This is a genomic window from Streptomyces sp. NPDC003248 (assembly GCF_055563235.1).
In genome coordinates, this window is record NZ_JBVHDT010000004.1 from 47,680 (window position 1) to 63,259 (window position 15,580).

Genomic DNA, 15,580 nt, shown 5'->3' on the forward strand with positions numbered 1-15,580 from the left:
TTCCCTCTCAGCCCAGCAGGACGTCGTCGTCGCCCAGCCGCTTCAGCTCGCGGTAGAGGATGGCGAGGCCGGTGACGATGGCGGCGGCGGACAAGGTGGCGTCGATCAGGACGAGCGTGTCGTTCTCGACGCGGGCCTTCTTGAGACGCTTGGCGACACCGATCGCGCCGAACGCGGTGGTGGCCATGGTCAGGTACGTGCCGGACTTGGACTTCTTGAAGCCCTTGGCCTTGGTCAGTGCACTCACAGCGACGGAGCCTCCTCGAGCAGCGGGTGTCCCCACTTTTCCACGAAGGCGGCCTCGACGGCGGCGCCGACCTTGTACAGCCTGTCGTCCTTCAGCGCCGGGGCGATGATCTGGAGGCCGACCGGGAGGTTGTCCTCCGGGGCGAGGCCGCAGGGCAGCGACATGGCCGCGTTGCCCGCCAGGTTGGTGGGGATGGTGCACAGGTCGGCCAGGTACATCGCCATCGGGTCGTCGGCGCGCTCGCCGATCGGGAAGGCGGTGGTCGGGGTCGTCGGGGAGACGATCACGTCGACCTGCTCGAAGGCCTTCTCGAAGTCGCGCGTGATGAGCGTGCGGACCTTCTGGGCGGAGCCGTAGTACGCGTCGTAGTAGCCGGAGCTGAGCGCGTACGTGCCGAGCATGATGCGGCGCTTGACCTCGGGGCCGAAGCCCGCCTCACGGGTGAGGGAGGTGACCTCCTCGGCCGAGTGGTTGCCGTCGTCGCCGGTCCGCAGGCCGTAGCGCAGGCCGTCGAAGCGGGCGAGGTTGGACGAACACTCGGACGGCGCGATCAGGTAGTACGCCGACAGCGCCAGGTCGAAGGACGGGCAGTCCAGTTCGACGATCTCGGCACCCAGCTCCCCGAGGAGGGCGACGGACTCGTCGAAGCGCTGGATCACACCGGCCTGGTAGCCCTCGCCGCGGAACTGCTTGACCACGCCGACGCGCATCCCGGCGACGCTGCCGTTGCGGGCGGCCTCGACGACCGCCGGCACCGGGGCGTCGATGGACGTCGAGTCGAGCGGGTCGTGACCGGCGATGACCTCGTGCAGCAGGGCCGCGTCCAGGACCGTACGGGCGCAGGGGCCGCCCTGGTCGAGGGAGGAGGAGAAGGCCACCATGCCGTAGCGGGAGACGGCCCCGTACGTCGGCTTCACGCCGACCGTGCCGGTGACGGCGGCCGGCTGGCGGATGGAGCCGCCGGTGTCGGTGCCGATGGCGAGCGGGGCCTGGAAGGAGGCGAGGGCGGCGGACGAGCCGCCGCCGGAGCCGCCGGGGATGCGGGTGAGGTCCCAGGGGTTGCCGGTCGGGCCGTAGGCGCTGTTCTCCGTCGACGACCCCATGGCGAACTCGTCCATGTTGGTCTTGCCGAGGAGGACGACGTCGGCGGCCTTCAGCTTCTTGGTGAGGGTCGCGTCGTACGGCGGGATCCAGCCTTCGAGGATCTTGGATCCGACGGTCGTCGGGATGCCCTCGGTGGTGAAGATGTCCTTGAGCGCGAGGGGGACGCCGGCCAGCGGGCCGAGCTTCTCGCCGCGCTCCCGCTTCTCGTCCACGGCGCGGGCCTGGGCCAGGGCACCCTCGCGGTCGACGTGGAGGAAGGCGTGCACCTTCTCGTCGACGGCCTCGATCCGGGCCAGGTGGGCCTCGGTGACCTCGACGGCGGTGAGCTCGCCGGAGGCGATCTTCGCGGCGATCTCGGCCGCGGTGAGCTTGATGATGTCCGTCATGGCGGTTAGTCCTCCCCCAGGATCTGCGGCACCTTGAAACGCTGCTGCTCCTGGGCCGGGGCGCCGGAGAGCGCCTGCTCGGGGGTGAGCGACGGACGGACCTCGTCCACGCGCATGACGTTCGTCAGCGGGAGGGGATGCGAGGTCGGCGGTACGTCTTGGTCGGCGACCTCACTGACGCGGGCGACCGCGCCGATGATGTCGTCCAGCTGTCCCGCGAAGTGGTCGAGCTCTTCGGGCTTCAGCTCCAGACGCGCCAGCCGGGCGAGGTGGGCGACCTCCTCGCGCGTGATGCCAGGCATGCAGCGTTCCTCTGGGGTGAGTATGTGTGGTGTGGGCCCAATCCTAGGGGGCGGGGCCCGCAACCCGTGAAACGGTCGCCGCCCGCGGGGCCCCGGGGTTCGGCGCCGGCCCCCGGCGGTCGGGTGACGCGGCCTCGTCCGGAGGGCGCGGGCGGGGACGGTGGGGACGGGCGGGGACGGTGGTGGGGACGGGCGGGGACGGTGGGGACAGGCGGGGACGGTGGGGACAGGCGGGGACGGTGGGGACAGGCGGGGACGGATGGGCTATTCGTCGGCGGCCGCCGCCGGGAGGACCGCCGCGGGGCGCTGCCAGCCCCGGGAGCCCCGGGCCCGCAGCCAGGCCGTGGTCTCCTCGGGGGGCATCGCCGCGGCCACCAGCCAGCCCTGGACCGCGTCGCAGCCCAGGTCGCGCAGGCGTTCCCAGGTCTCGTCGTCCTCGACGCCCTCGGCGACCACCAGGAGCCCCAGGGAGTGCGCGAGGTCGACCGTGCAGCGCACGATCTCCGCGTCCTCGGTGTCCACCGCCAGCCGGGCCACGAAGGAGCGGTCGATCTTCAGCTCGCTCACCGGCAGCCGGCGCAGGTGGACGAGCGAGGAGTAACCGGTGCCGAAGTCGTCCAGGGACATCTTCACGCCGTGCCCGGTCAGCCCGTTGAGGGTGTCGGCGGCGCGCTGCGGGTCCTCCAGCAGGACGTGTTCGGTTATCTCCAGCTGGAGCGCTCCCGCGGGGACCCCGTGCCGGGCGAGGCGCGCGGCGACGGAGCCGGCGAAGCCGGGGGTGTGGACGTCGCGCGGGGAGACGTTCACCGCGACCGGGACGTACAGCCCCTGGGACCGCCACTCGGCGACCTGGCCGAGCGCGGTCTCCAGGACGTACTCCGTGAGGTGCGGCATCAGCCCGGACGACTCGGCGATCGCTATGAACTCGTCCGGCGGGACCTTCCCCCGTTCGGGGTGCACCCACCGCACCAGCGCCTCCAGGCCGGCGACCTGCCCGTCGAAGCGGACCTTGGGCTGGTAGTGCAGCTGCACCTCGTGCGCGTCGAGCGCGCGCCGCAGGTCGCCGAGGAGGCCGAGCCGGTCGGGGGTGTTGGAGTCGCGCTTGGACTCGTAGACCTCGACGGCCGTACGGTCCCGCTTGGCCTGGTACATCGCGATGTCCGCCCGGCGCAGCAGCCCCTCGGCGTCGAGGGCGTGGTCGGGGAAGACGGCGACGCCGGCGCTGGCCTCCAGGACGAGGGTGAGCCCGTCGAGGTCGAGCGGCGAGCTGAGGGCGGAGACGAGTCCGCGGGCGACGCGGGCGGCGGAGGTGGTGGAGTCGGCGACGGGCAGTAAGACGGCGAACTCGTCGCCGCCGAGCCGGGCGACCTCGGCCCCGCGCGGGAGGGCGATCCGGAGCCGGTCGGCTATCTGGAGCAGCAGCCGGTCGCCGGCGAGATGACCGAGGGTGTCGTTGACGGACCGGAAACGGTCGAGGTCGATCAGCATGAGCGCGGCCCGGGCGCCGATGCGTTCGGCGTCGTCCAGGGCGGTCCAGATGCGCTCCCCCAGCCACTGGCGGTTGGGCAGTCCGGTGAGCGGGTCGCGCAGTTGCTCCTCGGCCCGGGCGCGGGCCATCCACAGGGTGGAGTCGAGGGCGATGAGCGGGATGGCGAACAGCGGCAGCAGGATCGGCCTGGCCACGGCGACCACGCAGACCAGCGGGGCGATGCCGAGCAGGGCGACCGCGACCAGTCCCTGCCGGACCAGGGCGGAGCGGGCGACGGTGGGCAGACCGCCGGTGCGCGGCGCGTGCAGGTACCAGAGCAGGACGCGGGTGACCGCGAGGTAGGCGACGGCGACGAGGGCCACCTGGGGGGCGGTGTAGAGCGTCCAGGTGTCCGGGGTCCACGGTCGCTCGACGGACGGCACCCGGCCGCAGGCGGCCAGCAGCAGCGCGCCGGTGCCGATGCCGAGGATGTCCGCGGCGCCGTGCAGGACGCCCTGCCGCCAGCGGTGGCGCCGGGCTATGCCGACCAGGACGACGACGGTGAGGCTGACCAGTCCGGCCGGCACCCAGCCGTACAGCAGCAGGACGGCGAGGGTGAGGGCGGCGCCGGATCCGGTGCCGCCCCACCAGCGGGCCCGGCCGAGCATGACCAGGTGTCCGACGATGACGCCGGTGAGGAGGGCCAGCGACCAGCCGGCGGTGCCGGCCGGGAAGAGCGCGTGGTGGCCGGTGAAGGCGCGGTAGAAGCCGGCGCCGAGGACGAACCCGGCCGCCGCGACGACCGCCGCGGGCAGCGGGGGCCAGGACGGGTGCCGGTCGGCGCCGCCGCCGGGCGCCACCGCGGCGACGGCTCCGGGGGCGAGCCCGTCGGAGGCGCACCGGGCCATGGAGGCGTGCGGAGCGCCCGCGCGCTCCTCCGCGCGTTCGGACCACACCACCCACCGGCTGCCCCACCAGGTGCCGGCGGCCCGGCGTCGGCGCAGCCGTGACTCCGTGGCGGCGCTCTCGGTCGGTTCCATTCCCGTCCCTCTCACGGCCGGCGGTGCCCACTCCACACGGCCCGTTGCCCGACAGCCTCCGGGCGGCGCCGCGTTGGGCGGCCCTTCCCCTGCTCACCCAGAGCACGAGGATGCCCCGACCGCAGCTGGGCACGGCAGGCGCACATCTCAACAGTAGGCCGCGGAAGGCGTCCACGGGCAGCGGTCGTCGACGGTTGCCCGAATGCGCCCCGGCCACCCGTATGCATCTGATATGCGCCGATCGGGTGGCCTTCAACCGCCGTTGCCCGCTACCGGGTCACTGCTCCGGCGCCGGGAGCGCGGCCTCGGCCGCCGCGTCCGGGCCCTGTTCGAGCAGGACGGTGAAGCCGTCCTCGTTCAGAACAGGCACCTTGAGCTGCATCGCCTTGTCGTACTTCGACCCGGGACTGTCCCCCACGACGACGAACGACGTCTTCTTCGAAACCGAACCGGTCACCTTCGCTCCGCGGCTCTGGAGCGCGTCCTTGGCGCCGTCGCGGGTGAAGTGCTCCAGTGTGCCGGTCACGACGACCGTCAGGCCCTCCAGCGGGCGCGGGCCCTCGTCCTCGGCGGAGCCCTCCTCCTCCGTACGGACCCCGGCGGCCTTCCACTTGCGGAGGATCTCCTGGTGCCACTCCTCGGCGAACCACTCCTTGAGGGAGGCGGCGATGATCGGGCCGACGCCTTCCGTGCCGGCCAGTTCCTCCTCGCTCGCCCCCTCGATGCGCTCGATGGAGCGGAACTCGCGCGCGAGCGCCTCGGCGGCGACCGGTCCCACGTGCCGGATCGACAGGCCGGTGAGGACCCGCGCCAGCGGCCGCTCCTTGGCGGCCGCGATGTTGTCCAGCATGGCCAGCGCGTTCTTCTTCGGCTCGCCCTGCTGGTTGGCGAAGACCGTGACGACCTTCTCCTCGCCGGTCTTCGGGTCGCGCTTGGGCAGGCCGCTGTCCTGGTCCAGGACGTAGGCCTTGATGGGCAGGAGCCGCTCGATGGTGAGGTCGAACAGGTCGCCCTCGTCGGCCAGCGGCGGATCCGCCGGTTCCAGCGGCCTGGTGAGGGCCGCGGCGGCGACGTACCCGAAGTGCTCGATGTCCAGGGCCTTGCGGCCGGCGAGGTAGAAGAGGCGTTCGCGCAACTGGGCGGGGCAGGTGCGGGCGTTGGGGCAGCGCAGGTCGACGTCGCCCTCCTTCATCGGCCGCAGCGGCGTGCCGCACTCGGGGCACTCGGCCGGCATCACGAACTCCCGCTCGGTGCCGTCGCGCAGGTCGACGACCGGTCCGAGGATCTCCGGGATGACGTCACCGGCCTTGCGCAGCACCACCGTGTCGCCGATGAGGACGCCCTTGGCCTTGACGACGTCCTGGTTGTGCAGGGTCGCGAACTCGACCTCGGACCCGGCCACCGTCACCGGCTCGACCTGGGCGTACGGCGTGACACGGCCCGTACGGCCCACGCCCACACGGATGTTGACGAGCTTGGTGTTGACCTCCTCCGGCGCGTACTTGTACGCGATCGCCCAGCGCGGCGCCCGCGAGGTGGAGCCGAGCCGGCCCTGGAGGGGGATCTCGTCGAGCTTGACGACGACACCGTCGATCTCGTGCTCCACCGAGTGGCGGTTCTCGCCGTAGTAGGCGATGAACTCCCGTACGCCGTCGAGGCCGTCGACGACCCGGTTGTGGGTGGAGGTCGGCAGACCCCACGTCTTGAGCAGGTCGTAGGCCTCGGAGAGCCGGGTGAGGCCCTCGTAGCCCTCCAGCGCCCCGATGCCGTGGACGACCATGTGCAGCGGGCGGGTGGCCGTCACGCGCGGGTCCTTCTGGCGCAGCGAACCGGCCGCCGCGTTGCGCGGGTTGGCGAAGGGCTTGTCGCCGGCCTCCACCAGGCGGGCGTTGAGCTCCTCGAACTTCTCCATCGGGAAGTAGACCTCGCCGCGGATCTCCACCAGCGTGGGGACGCCGTCGCCGGACAGCCGGTCCGGGATCTCCGCGATCGTGCGCACGTTGGGCGTGATGTCCTCGCCGGTGCGGCCGTCGCCGCGGGTCGCCGCGCGGGTGAGGCGCCCGTGCTCGTAGGTGAGGTTGACGGCGAGGCCGTCCACCTTCAGCTCGCACAGGAAGTGGTGCGCGGACGCGCCCACGTCCTTGTGGACGCGCTCGGCCCAGGCGGCCAGTTCCAGGTCGTCGAAGGCGTTGTCCAGGGAGAGCATGCGCTCGCGGTGCTGGACCGCCGTGAACTCCGTCGCGTACGCGCCCGCCACCTTCTGGGTCGGCGAGTCGGGCGTGCGCAGCTCGGGGTACTCCTGCTCCAGCGCCTCCAGGGACCGCAGGAGCCGGTCGAACTCCGCGTCGCTGATGACGGGGGCGTCCTTCACGTAGTACCGGAAGCGGTGCTCCTCGATCTGCTCAGCGAGCTGCGCGTGCTGCTCCCGTGCCTCGGTGGGCACCGTCGTGTCCGCTTGCTTGTCGCCGGCCACCGTGTTGTCCTCCGTTACTCTGGGTTGTCCGCGAGGGATCTCGCCGCCCGGACGCAGTGTGCGAGTGCCTGTCGCGCGTACGCGGGGGAAGCGCCCGCGAGTCCGCACGCCGGCGTGATCGTGACCGCGTCCGCGAGCAGCCCCGGTCGCAGCCCCAGCCTGCGCCACAGCGTCCTGACACCCATGACGCTACCGGCAGGGTCCGACAATGGGCCGTCCGTCCCCGGCACGACACCGGCGAACAGCCGGGTACCCGCTTCCACCGCCTCCCCGATCGCGTCGTCGTCACGCTCGGTGAGCAGGGAGAAATCGAACGAGATGCCCGCCACTCCGGCCCTGCGCAGGAGCGCGAACGGGACGTCCGGGGCGCACGAGTGCACGACGACGGGACCGTCGCCGTGCACCCCCGCCACGTCCCGGAGGCCGGCCTCGACGACCTGGCGGTCGACGGCGCGGTGGGTGCGGTAGCCGCTGGCGGTCCGCACCTGCCCGCGCAGGACGGCGGTGAGGGAGGGCTCGTCGAGCTGGAGCACCACCCGCGCGCCCGGGACGCGGCGCCGCACCTCCGCGAGGTGCAGGCGCAGCCCCTCGGTGAGGGACGCGGCCAGGTCGCGGCAGGCGCCGGGGTCGGAGAGGGCGGCCTCGCCGTTCCTGAGCTCCAGACCGGCGGCGAGGGTCCAGGGACCGACCGCCTGGACCTTCAGGGGTCCCTCGTAGCCCTGGGTGAACTCCTCCAGCGCGTCCAGGTCCTCCCCCAGCCACGACCTCGCCCGCCGGGTGTCCCGGCCCGGCCGGTCCCCCACGCGCCAGCCGCTGGGCTCCACGCGCGCGTACAGCTCCACCAGCAGGCCCGCCGTCCGGCCGATCATGTCGGCGCCGGGGCCGCGGGCGGGCAGCTCGGCGAGGAACGGGAAGTGTTCGAGGGAGCCGGTGGCTGTCTTCGCGGCCTCTCGGGCGTCGCCGCCGGGCAGCGAGCCGATGCCGGTGGCGGGGCCGAAGCGAGTGTCGTCGTTCACGGGTGAAGCCTACGTAGCGTCCGCGCGGTGGGTGCGGGTGCGGCCCGGCCGATCGCCCCGGCCGCCCCCTCCCTCACCGCCCGGGACGTACCGTCAGGTCGTTGACCTCCGCGTCCCTGGGCAGGTCGAGCGCCATCAGGATCGTCGTCGCGACCGACTCGGCGTCGATCCAGCGGGCGGGGTCGTACTCCTCGCCCAGCTGCTGGTGGACCTTGGCCTGCATGGGGCTCGCCGTGCGGCCGGGGTAGACGGAGGTGACGCGGACGCCGGCCGCGTGCTCCTCGTGGCGGAGGGAGTCGGCCAGCGCCTTCAGACCGTGCTTGGAGGCGGCGTACGCCGACCACTGGGCGTGGGCCCGCAGCCCGGCCCCGGAGTTGACGAACACCACGTGACCGCGCGTCGCGCGGAGCTGCGGCAGGAAGTGCCGGGTCAGCTCGGCGGGGGCGATGAGGTTGACGTTGAGCTGGTGGCGCCAGGACTTGGGGGTGAGGTCGCCGACCGGGCCCAGGTCGACCACGCCGGCGATGTGCAGCAGGGAGTCCACCCGGTCGGGGAGCGTCTGGTGGGAGAAGGCCCAGGACAGCCTGTCGGGGTCGGCCAGGTCGCCGACGAGCGTCTTCGCCCCCGGGAACTCCGCCGCCAGCTCCTTCGCCCGTCCCGCGTCGCGCGCGTGCAGCACGAGCTCGTCCCCGCGCGCGTGGAGCCGGCGGGCGACGGCCGCACCGATGCCGGAGCCCGCTCCGGTGATCACATGAGTAGCCATGCCCGCCATGCTCGCACCACCGGGCGCACCACTCACACGACGCCCTGGCTCTCCTCCAGGTAGGCCAGCGCCCCGACCGGCTCCTCCGCGAAGAGCACCAGGTCGGTCAGCGGCCGGGGCAGGAAGCCCTCGGCCTCCATCCGCCGGAACTGCTCCTTGAGGCCGTCGTAGAAGCCGGCGGTGTTCAGCAGGACGACCGGCTTGTCGGTGTGCCCGTGCTTCTTCAGCTCCAGGATCTCGGTGGCCTCGTCGAGCGTGCCCGTACCACCGACCATGATCACGACCGCGTCGGCCTTCTCCAGCAGGAGCCGCTTGCGCTCGGCGAGGTCGCGCGCGACGACCATCTCGTCGGCGCCCTGGCGCGCCTTGGCCGCGAGGAAGTCCACCGACACCCCGCACAGCCGGCCGCCCGCCTCCTGGACGCCGTCCGCCACCACCTTCATCAGCCCGACGTCGGAACCGCCCCACACGAGGGTGTGGCCGCCCTTGCCGAGCAGTTCGGCGAACTCACGGGCGGGGCGGGTGTAGCGGTCGTCGAGGTCGGCGGCGGAGAGGAAGACACAGATACGCATGCCGTACACCGTACGCGGGAACACCCGGGCGCCCGCCCGCGCTGTTCCGGTATGGCACAAGGACACACGATCACGATCGAACGGGACGCCCTGCGGGTCAGGGCCGTCCACGGCGACCGGGTGCTGGCCGACAGCGACCGGCCCCTCGTCCTGCGGGAGACCGGCTGTCCGGTGCGGTACTACCTGCCCGCCGAGGACGTCCGCGTGGACCTGCTCACCCCGTCCGACACCCACACCCACTGCCCCTTCAAGGGCACGGCGTCCTACTGGTCGCTGCCCGGCGCGCCCGACCTGGTGTGGGCGTACCCCGACCCGAAGCCGGACGTGGCGGCGATCAAGGACCACTTCTGCTTCTACGAGGTGACCGTCTCGCCGGCGTGACGGCGGGACCGCGTGACGTTCCCCGTGGTGCGGCCGGTGGCTTCCCCGTCGTCACCGGCCGCACCTCCCCCCACGCCCCGGCGGGACCCGTCCTGGCCCCCCGGGACGGCACGACCGAGCCTGTCGATCGCCGGGCGCGGAGGCAACGGCGTCCGGCTGTCCCGGACGGGTGACGGCTGTCCGGGCTGGCCACGCCCTTGTCCGGATTCCGTTCCGGACAGGGGCGGGCCTGTCCGAATCCCCCGTTGTCTCTCAAACGGGACCTGCAACACCATGCGTGCATGGGGAACCTGGGAGAGCTGTCGCCCTATGCGGCCCGGGACGCCGCCGGCTTCGTCGCGTCGATGCAGCGGCTCAAGGAGCGCGCCGGGCTGACCTATCGGGAGCTGGAGGAAAAGGCCGCCCTCAACGGTGACGTGCTGGCGCGCAGCACGCTGGCCGACGTGCTGCGCCGGACGACCCTTCCGCGCGCGGACATCGTCGCCGCGTTCGTCCGCGCCTGCGGGGACGGACAGCGCGTCGACGCCTGGCTCCAGGCCAGGGACCGGCTCGCCACCGCGGACCCGGCGGGAGCGGCCGGCACCGCGGACCCGGCAGCGCCCACGGACCCCGCAGGCCCGGCCGCCGCCACCACGCCGGTCGGGTCGGCTTCGGCCCCGGCCGCCCCCCGCGCCGGGGCCGAAGGATCCCCCGACGCCGAGCCCGGCCCCGGATCGCCCGGCCCGGGCTCCGGATCGCCCGGCCCCTCCGGTCCCCGTCCGGCCCGGTCCCGCACCCGGGTCCTCGTCGCCGCGCTGCTGGCCCCGCTGCTCGTCTTCGCCGCCTGGGTCCTGCTCGCCCACGGCACGGGCTCCTCCGACGGCTCCGACGGCTCCGACGACGCGGACGCGGACGCCGCCGCGAGCACCGCGTCCCGGGCTCCCGTCGACGGCTGGGTGACCGTGCGCCCCGCCGGCGCGCCGGAGCTCTGTCTGACGGACGGACGGGACCGGGGCGGCGCCTACCCGAACGCCGTCGCCGTTCAGCGCCCCTGCGCCGAGGTCCCGGTTCCGCGCACGTACCTGGAACCGGCGGGAGAGGGCCTCTACCGCATCCAGTGGCACCACCCCGAGATGGGCAAGGGCTGTCTGACGGTGATGGAGTCCGGGCCGGTCAAGGGCATGCTGGAGCCCCGCGACGACTGCACGCAGGGGACCCTGTTCCGGCTGGAGCCCGTCTCCGACGACGCCGACGACGGCTTCCGGATGCGGCCGGCCCACGCCGACGACTGCGTCGGACTGGCCGGGGACGGCAGCGCGGAGGGGGCGGAGGCCGTCGAGGAGCGCTGCACGGGCGCGGCCGACCAGCGCTTCCTCGTGCGGGCGGACTGAGCGCGGCCGGCGGACCCGGCCTCGCCCCCGCCCGGCACGGCCCCGCCACCCCGACAACTCCCGCCGGGTCTGACAGTCTGCACAGACATGGACAAGAAGACCCTTTCGCGCGACGGCACCTCCCTCGCGTACGGCATCAGGGGACAGGGCCCGGCGGTCGTCCTCGTCAGTGGCGCGATGTCCACGGGCGCCACCGTCGCACCACTGGCCGGCCTCCTCGCGCAGCGCTTCACCGCCCTCTGGTACGACCGCCGGGGCCGCGGCGAGAGCGGTGACTCGGCGCCCTACGCGGTGGAACGCGAGGTCGAGGACGTCGCGGCGCTGATCGACGCGGCGGGTGGCGAGGCAGCGCTGTACGGCGTCTCCTCGGGCGGCGCGCTGGCCCTGGAGGCGGCGGCGAGCGGGCTGCCGGTGAGCCGGGTCGCGGTGTACGAGACGCCGTACGCGGACTTCGCGGACGACGGCGCCGAGGCGTGCGCCGAGTACACCGAGCGCCTCACCGAGGCCCTCGGGCAGGACCGGCGCGGGGACGCGGTCGAGCTGTTCCTGCGGCGGACGGGCCTGGCCGAGAGCGTGATCCGGAACGCCCGCCAGTCGCCGATGTGGGCCGGCATGGAGGCCATCGCCCCCACCCTCGCCTACGACGACGCCCTGATGGGCGACGGCCTGGTGCCCCGGCGACGGCTGGCCTCGCTCGGCGTCCCGGTGCTCGCGGTGGCGGGCGGGGCGAGCCCGGCGTGGCTGCGCGAGGCCGCGCGCGCGGTGGCGGACGCGGTCCCGCGCGGCACCTACCGCACGCTGGAGGACCAGACGCACATGGTGGACCCGAACGTCCTGGCGCCGGTCCTCGCCGACTTCTTCACTCCGTAGCCGTGGACGTCCGGGTCCGCCGCCCGGACGTACGTCCGCTGTCGTCGGACCGCCGCTGTCGTCGGACCGCCGCTGTCGTCAGACCGCCGCGGCCGTCGCGCGCGTGGTCGACGCGATCGTCGCCGACCCGACCACCCGGGTGCCGTCGTACAGCACGATCGCCTGGCCGGGGGCGACGCCGCGGACCGGGTCGGTGAACGTGACCTCCAGGCGGCCGTCGACGAGTGCGGCGGTCACCTTGGTCTCGCCGCCGTGGGCGCGCAGCTGGGCGGTGTAGGTGCCGGGGCCGGTGGGGGCGGCTCCGCACCAGCGGGGCTTGACGGCCGTGAGGCCCGTCACGTCGAGGGCAGCGGCGGGGCCCACCGTCACGCGGTTGTCGACCGGGGAGATGTCGAGGACGTAGCGCGGCTTGCCGTCGGCGGCCGGGGTGCCGATGCGCAGGCCCTTGCGCTGGCCGATGGTGAAGCCGTACGCGCCGTCGTGCGTGCCGAGCTTGTTGCCGGCCTCGTCGACGATGTCGCCCTCGGCCGTGCCCAGCCGCCGCGCGAGGAAGCCCTGGGTGTCGCCGTCGGCGATGAAGCAGATGTCGTGGGAGTCGGGCTTCTTGGCGACGGCCAGCCCCCTGCGCTCGGCCTCGGCGCGGATCTCGTCCTTGGTGGTGACGGTGTCGCCGAGGGGGAAGAGGGCGTGGGCGAGCTGCCGCTCGTCGAGCACGCCGAGGACGTAGGACTGGTCCTTGGCCATGTCGGAGGCCCGGTGCAGGGCGCGGGAGCCGTCGGGCAGGGTCACGATCTTCGCGTAGTGGCCGGTGCACACCGCGTCGAAGCCCAGGGCGAGCGCCTTGTCGAGGAGCGCGGCGAACTTGATCTTCTCGTTGCAGCGCAGGCAGGGGTTGGGGGTGCGGCCGGCCTCGTACTCGGCGACGAAGTCCTCGACGACGTCCTCGCGGAAGCGGTCGGCGAGGTCCCAGACGTAGAAGGGGATGCCGATGACGTCGGCGGCGCGGCGGGCGTCACGGGAGTCCTCGATGGTGCAGCAGCCCCGCGCCCCGGTGCGGAACGATTGCGGGTTCGCGGAGAGCGCGAGGTGGACGCCGGTGACGTCGTGGCCGGCTTCCGCGGCGCGGGCGGCGGCGACGGCGGAGTCGACCCCGCCGGACATGGCGGCGAGGACGCGGAGGGGACGCTGTGAGGTCTCAGTCATAGCCCTTCAAGAGTACGGGGCGCGGGGAACCGCGGGCCGCGGATATCCGTTGGGCGGATCGAGGGGCCGGGTGGGCGCGGTGGGCGCCCGGGAGCGGGGACGGGCGCGGGGGGCGAGGATGCGGGACGAAGAGGGGCAGGGCGGGCGCATGGGGGCGCGGGACAAGGACGCCGACCGGCGGCTCGGGCGGCGGGCGCTGCTGGTCGGCGGGGCGGCGGCGGCCGTGGGGTCGGCGGTGCTGGCGCGGGACGAGCTGGCGCGGCTGTGGTGGCGGGTGCCGGGGGTGGAGAAGCCGCGGGTGGAGGGTGCGGTCGACTTCCGGGGCGCGCGGTGGGTCGCGGCGTCGGAGGCCAACTTCCGCTGGGCGGACCGGCCGGACGACTACGGCATCGACCGGGTGGTCGTCCATGTCACCCAGGGCGACTACGCGAGCGCGGTGCGGGCCTTCCAGGATCCGGAGCACCAGGCGGCCGCGCACTACATCGTCGGTCAGGACGGGCGCGTGGCGCAGATGATCCGCGAGCTGGACGTGGCGTACCACGCGGGCAACCGCGCGTACAACGAGCGGAGCGTCGGCATCGAGCACGAGGGCTTCGTGGACCGGCCGCAGGACTTCACCGACGCCATGTACGCGGCGTCGGCGCGACTGACGGCCGGGATCTGCCGCCGGTACGGCATACCCGTCGACCGTGAGCACATCATCGGGCACGTGGAGGTGCCGGGGACGGACCACACCGACCCGGGCGAGCACTGGGACTGGGACCGGTATCTGCGGCTGGTGCGGGAGGCGCGCACGGCGTCCGCGTGACCGGGGTGGCCGGGTCGGGCTCTACGTGAGTCCCGCGGCGCGGGCCCGTTCGACGGCCGGGCCGATGGCCTTGGCGACGGCCTCTACGTCGGCCTCGGTGGAGGTGTGGCCGAGGGAGAAGCGGAGGGTGCCGCGGGCCAGGTCCGGGTCGGTGCCGGTGGCGAGCAGGACGTGGCTGGGCTGGGCGACGCCGGCGGTGCACGCGGAGCCCGTGGAGCACTCGATGCCCTGGGCGTCCAGGAGCAGCAGCAGGGAGTCGCCCTCGCAGCCGGGGAAGGTGAAGTGGGCGTTGGCCGGGAGGCGGCCCTCCGGTGCCGGGTCGCCGCCCAGGAGGGCGTCCGGGACCGCCGTACGGACCGCGGTGACCAGGGCGTCGCGCAGGGCGCCGATGTCGCGGGCGAACCACTCGCGCCGCTCGGCGGCGAGGCGTCCGGCGACGGCGAAGGAGGCGATCGCGGGGACGTCGAGGGTGCCGGAGCGGACGTGCCGTTCCTGGCCTCCGCCGTGCAGGACGGGCACGGGGGTGCGGTCGCGGCCGAGGAGGAGGGCGCCGATGCCGTAGGGGCCGCCGATCTTGTGGCCGGAGACGGTCATCGCGGCGAGGCCGGAGTCGGCGAAGTCGACGGGGACCTGGCCGAACGCCTGCACCGCGTCGGCGTGCAGGGGGACGTCGAATTCGGCGGCCGTCCGGGCGAGTTCGCGGACCGGCATGAGCGTGCCGATCTCGTTGTTCGCCCACATGACCGTGGCCAGGGCCACGTCGGCGGGGTTGCGGGCGATCGCCTCGCGGAGCGCGTCCGGGTGGACCCGGCCGTACGCGTCGACGGGCAGGTACTCGACCGTCGCGCCCTCGTGCTCGCCCAGCCAGTGCACGGCGTCGAGGACGGCGTGGTGTTCGACGGGGCTGGCGAGGACCCGGGTCCGCGCCGGGTCGGCGTCCCGGCGGGACCAGTACAGGCCCTTGACGGCGAGGTTGTCGGCCTCGGTGCCGCCGGAGGTGAAGACGACCTCGCTGGGGCGGGCGCCGAGCGCCTCCGCGAGGCTCTCGCGTGCTTCCTCGACCGTGCGGCGGGCCTGGCGGCCGGCTGCGTGGAGGGAGGAGGCATTGCCGGTGACGCCCAGGTGGGCGGTCAGTGCCTCTGCCGCCTCCGGGAGCATCGGGGTGGTCGCGGCGTGGTCGAGGTAAGCCATGGTGAGGCGATTCTACGGCGCGCCGTCCGCGCGTCTCGGGCGGCCGCCCCCGGGGCGGCCCGACGGGTCGCACGGCGAGCCGGCGCGCACAGCCACGCCGCCCGTCAGAAGCTCCACGAGATCGTCGAGTCCGCCTGGATGAACGCGGCGAGGACCACCAGGTCGGCGACGCCGAGGGCGAGGCCCAGCAGGGCGCGGCCGCGGCGCTCGGTGCCGCGCCACAGCGCCACCGAGGCCAGGACGATGGCGATGGGCCCGAGGAAGACGTTGAGGACCAGGAGGCCCACGAGGCCGAGGACGAAGGACGCGACGGCCATGCCGTCGGTGTCCCGGATGCCCGTGCGGCGGGTGGCGGGTGCGGTGAGGTGCATGGTCGTTCCGCTCCT

At 73.8% G+C, this 15,580-nt stretch carries 15 protein-coding genes; 4 read left to right on the top strand and 11 right to left on the bottom strand.

Translation table 11 applies throughout. The features are described from left to right. Positions 1-7: 7 nt before the first annotated feature. The 8 genes from ACZ3KJ_RS11995 to ACZ3KJ_RS12030 all read right to left on the bottom strand — a co-directional run bounded on the left by ACZ3KJ_RS11995 (position 8) and on the right by ACZ3KJ_RS12030 (position 9,371). Positions 8-247, bottom strand: coding sequence for a hypothetical protein (locus ACZ3KJ_RS11995; RefSeq protein ID WP_389520410.1), 240 nt, complete (start codon positions 245-247; stop codon positions 8-10). Beyond that, on the bottom strand, positions 244-1,737 hold the full coding sequence (gene gatA, locus ACZ3KJ_RS12000) for an Asp-tRNA(Asn)/Glu-tRNA(Gln) amidotransferase subunit GatA (protein WP_467526403.1): 1,494 nt from the start codon (positions 1,735-1,737) through the stop codon (positions 244-246). The genes ACZ3KJ_RS11995 and gatA overlap by 4 nt, the downstream gene beginning before the upstream one ends. 5 nt (positions 1,738-1,742) lie before the next feature. Next, positions 1,743-2,039, bottom strand: a complete 297-nt coding sequence (gene gatC, locus ACZ3KJ_RS12005; protein ID WP_095936815.1) for an Asp-tRNA(Asn)/Glu-tRNA(Gln) amidotransferase subunit GatC — start codon at positions 2,037-2,039, stop codon at positions 1,743-1,745. 264 nt (positions 2,040-2,303) lie between these two features. Continuing rightward, complete coding sequence (locus ACZ3KJ_RS12010; RefSeq protein WP_467526404.1) at positions 2,304-4,547, bottom strand: putative bifunctional diguanylate cyclase/phosphodiesterase; 2,244 nt, start codon at positions 4,545-4,547, stop codon at positions 2,304-2,306. A 277-nt stretch (positions 4,548-4,824) separates the two neighbouring features. Next, a complete protein-coding gene (ligA, locus tag ACZ3KJ_RS12015; RefSeq protein WP_467526405.1) occupies positions 4,825-7,020 on the bottom strand; it encodes an NAD-dependent DNA ligase LigA in 2,196 nt (731 codons plus the stop codon). A 14-nt stretch (positions 7,021-7,034) separates the two neighbouring features. Further along, positions 7,035-8,036, bottom strand: coding sequence for a methionine synthase (locus ACZ3KJ_RS12020; protein ID WP_467526406.1), 1,002 nt, complete (start codon positions 8,034-8,036; stop codon positions 7,035-7,037). Between the two features lie 73 nt (positions 8,037-8,109). Further along, on the bottom strand, positions 8,110-8,808 hold the full coding sequence (locus ACZ3KJ_RS12025) for an SDR family oxidoreductase (RefSeq protein ID WP_467526818.1): 699 nt from the start codon (positions 8,806-8,808) through the stop codon (positions 8,110-8,112). A 23-nt stretch (positions 8,809-8,831) separates the two neighbouring features. Then, positions 8,832-9,371, bottom strand: coding sequence for an LOG family protein (locus tag ACZ3KJ_RS12030; protein WP_467526407.1), 540 nt, complete (start codon positions 9,369-9,371; stop codon positions 8,832-8,834). 51 nt (positions 9,372-9,422) lie between these two features. Between ACZ3KJ_RS12030 and ACZ3KJ_RS12035 the strand changes: the two genes are divergently transcribed. The 3 genes from ACZ3KJ_RS12035 (at position 9,423) to ACZ3KJ_RS12045 (ending at position 11,992) form a co-directional block, all read left to right on the top strand. Further along, positions 9,423-9,752, top strand: a complete 330-nt coding sequence (locus ACZ3KJ_RS12035; RefSeq protein ID WP_467526408.1) for a DUF427 domain-containing protein — start codon at positions 9,423-9,425, stop codon at positions 9,750-9,752. 281 nt (positions 9,753-10,033) lie between these two features. Beyond that, entirely contained in the window at positions 10,034-11,122 is a 1,089-nt protein-coding gene (locus tag ACZ3KJ_RS12040) for an RICIN domain-containing protein (RefSeq protein WP_467526409.1), read from the top strand. Positions 11,123-11,209: 87 nt separating this feature from the next. Continuing rightward, on the top strand, positions 11,210-11,992 hold the full coding sequence (locus ACZ3KJ_RS12045; protein WP_467526410.1) for an alpha/beta fold hydrolase: 783 nt from the start codon (positions 11,210-11,212) through the stop codon (positions 11,990-11,992). 78 nt (positions 11,993-12,070) lie between these two features. On the opposite strand, the gene mnmA is transcribed toward ACZ3KJ_RS12045, so the two are convergent. After that, a complete protein-coding gene (gene mnmA, locus ACZ3KJ_RS12050) occupies positions 12,071-13,195 on the bottom strand; it encodes a tRNA 2-thiouridine(34) synthase MnmA (protein WP_467526411.1) in 1,125 nt (374 codons plus the stop codon). A 118-nt stretch (positions 13,196-13,313) separates the two neighbouring features. On the opposite strand from mnmA, the gene ACZ3KJ_RS12055 reads away from it, so the two are divergent. Then, on the top strand, positions 13,314-14,003 hold the full coding sequence (locus tag ACZ3KJ_RS12055; RefSeq protein WP_467526412.1) for an N-acetylmuramoyl-L-alanine amidase: 690 nt from the start codon (positions 13,314-13,316) through the stop codon (positions 14,001-14,003). 21 nt (positions 14,004-14,024) lie between these two features. Here the strand turns inward: ACZ3KJ_RS12055 and ACZ3KJ_RS12060 are convergent, their stop codons facing one another. Next, a complete protein-coding gene (locus ACZ3KJ_RS12060; protein WP_467526413.1) occupies positions 14,025-15,194 on the bottom strand; it encodes a cysteine desulfurase family protein in 1,170 nt (389 codons plus the stop codon). Between the two features lie 104 nt (positions 15,195-15,298). Continuing rightward, positions 15,299-15,565 (bottom strand): DUF4190 domain-containing protein, encoded by a 267-nt coding sequence (locus ACZ3KJ_RS12065; protein WP_385068615.1) that lies wholly within the window; start codon positions 15,563-15,565, stop codon positions 15,299-15,301. Positions 15,566-15,580: the final 15 nt, after the last annotated feature.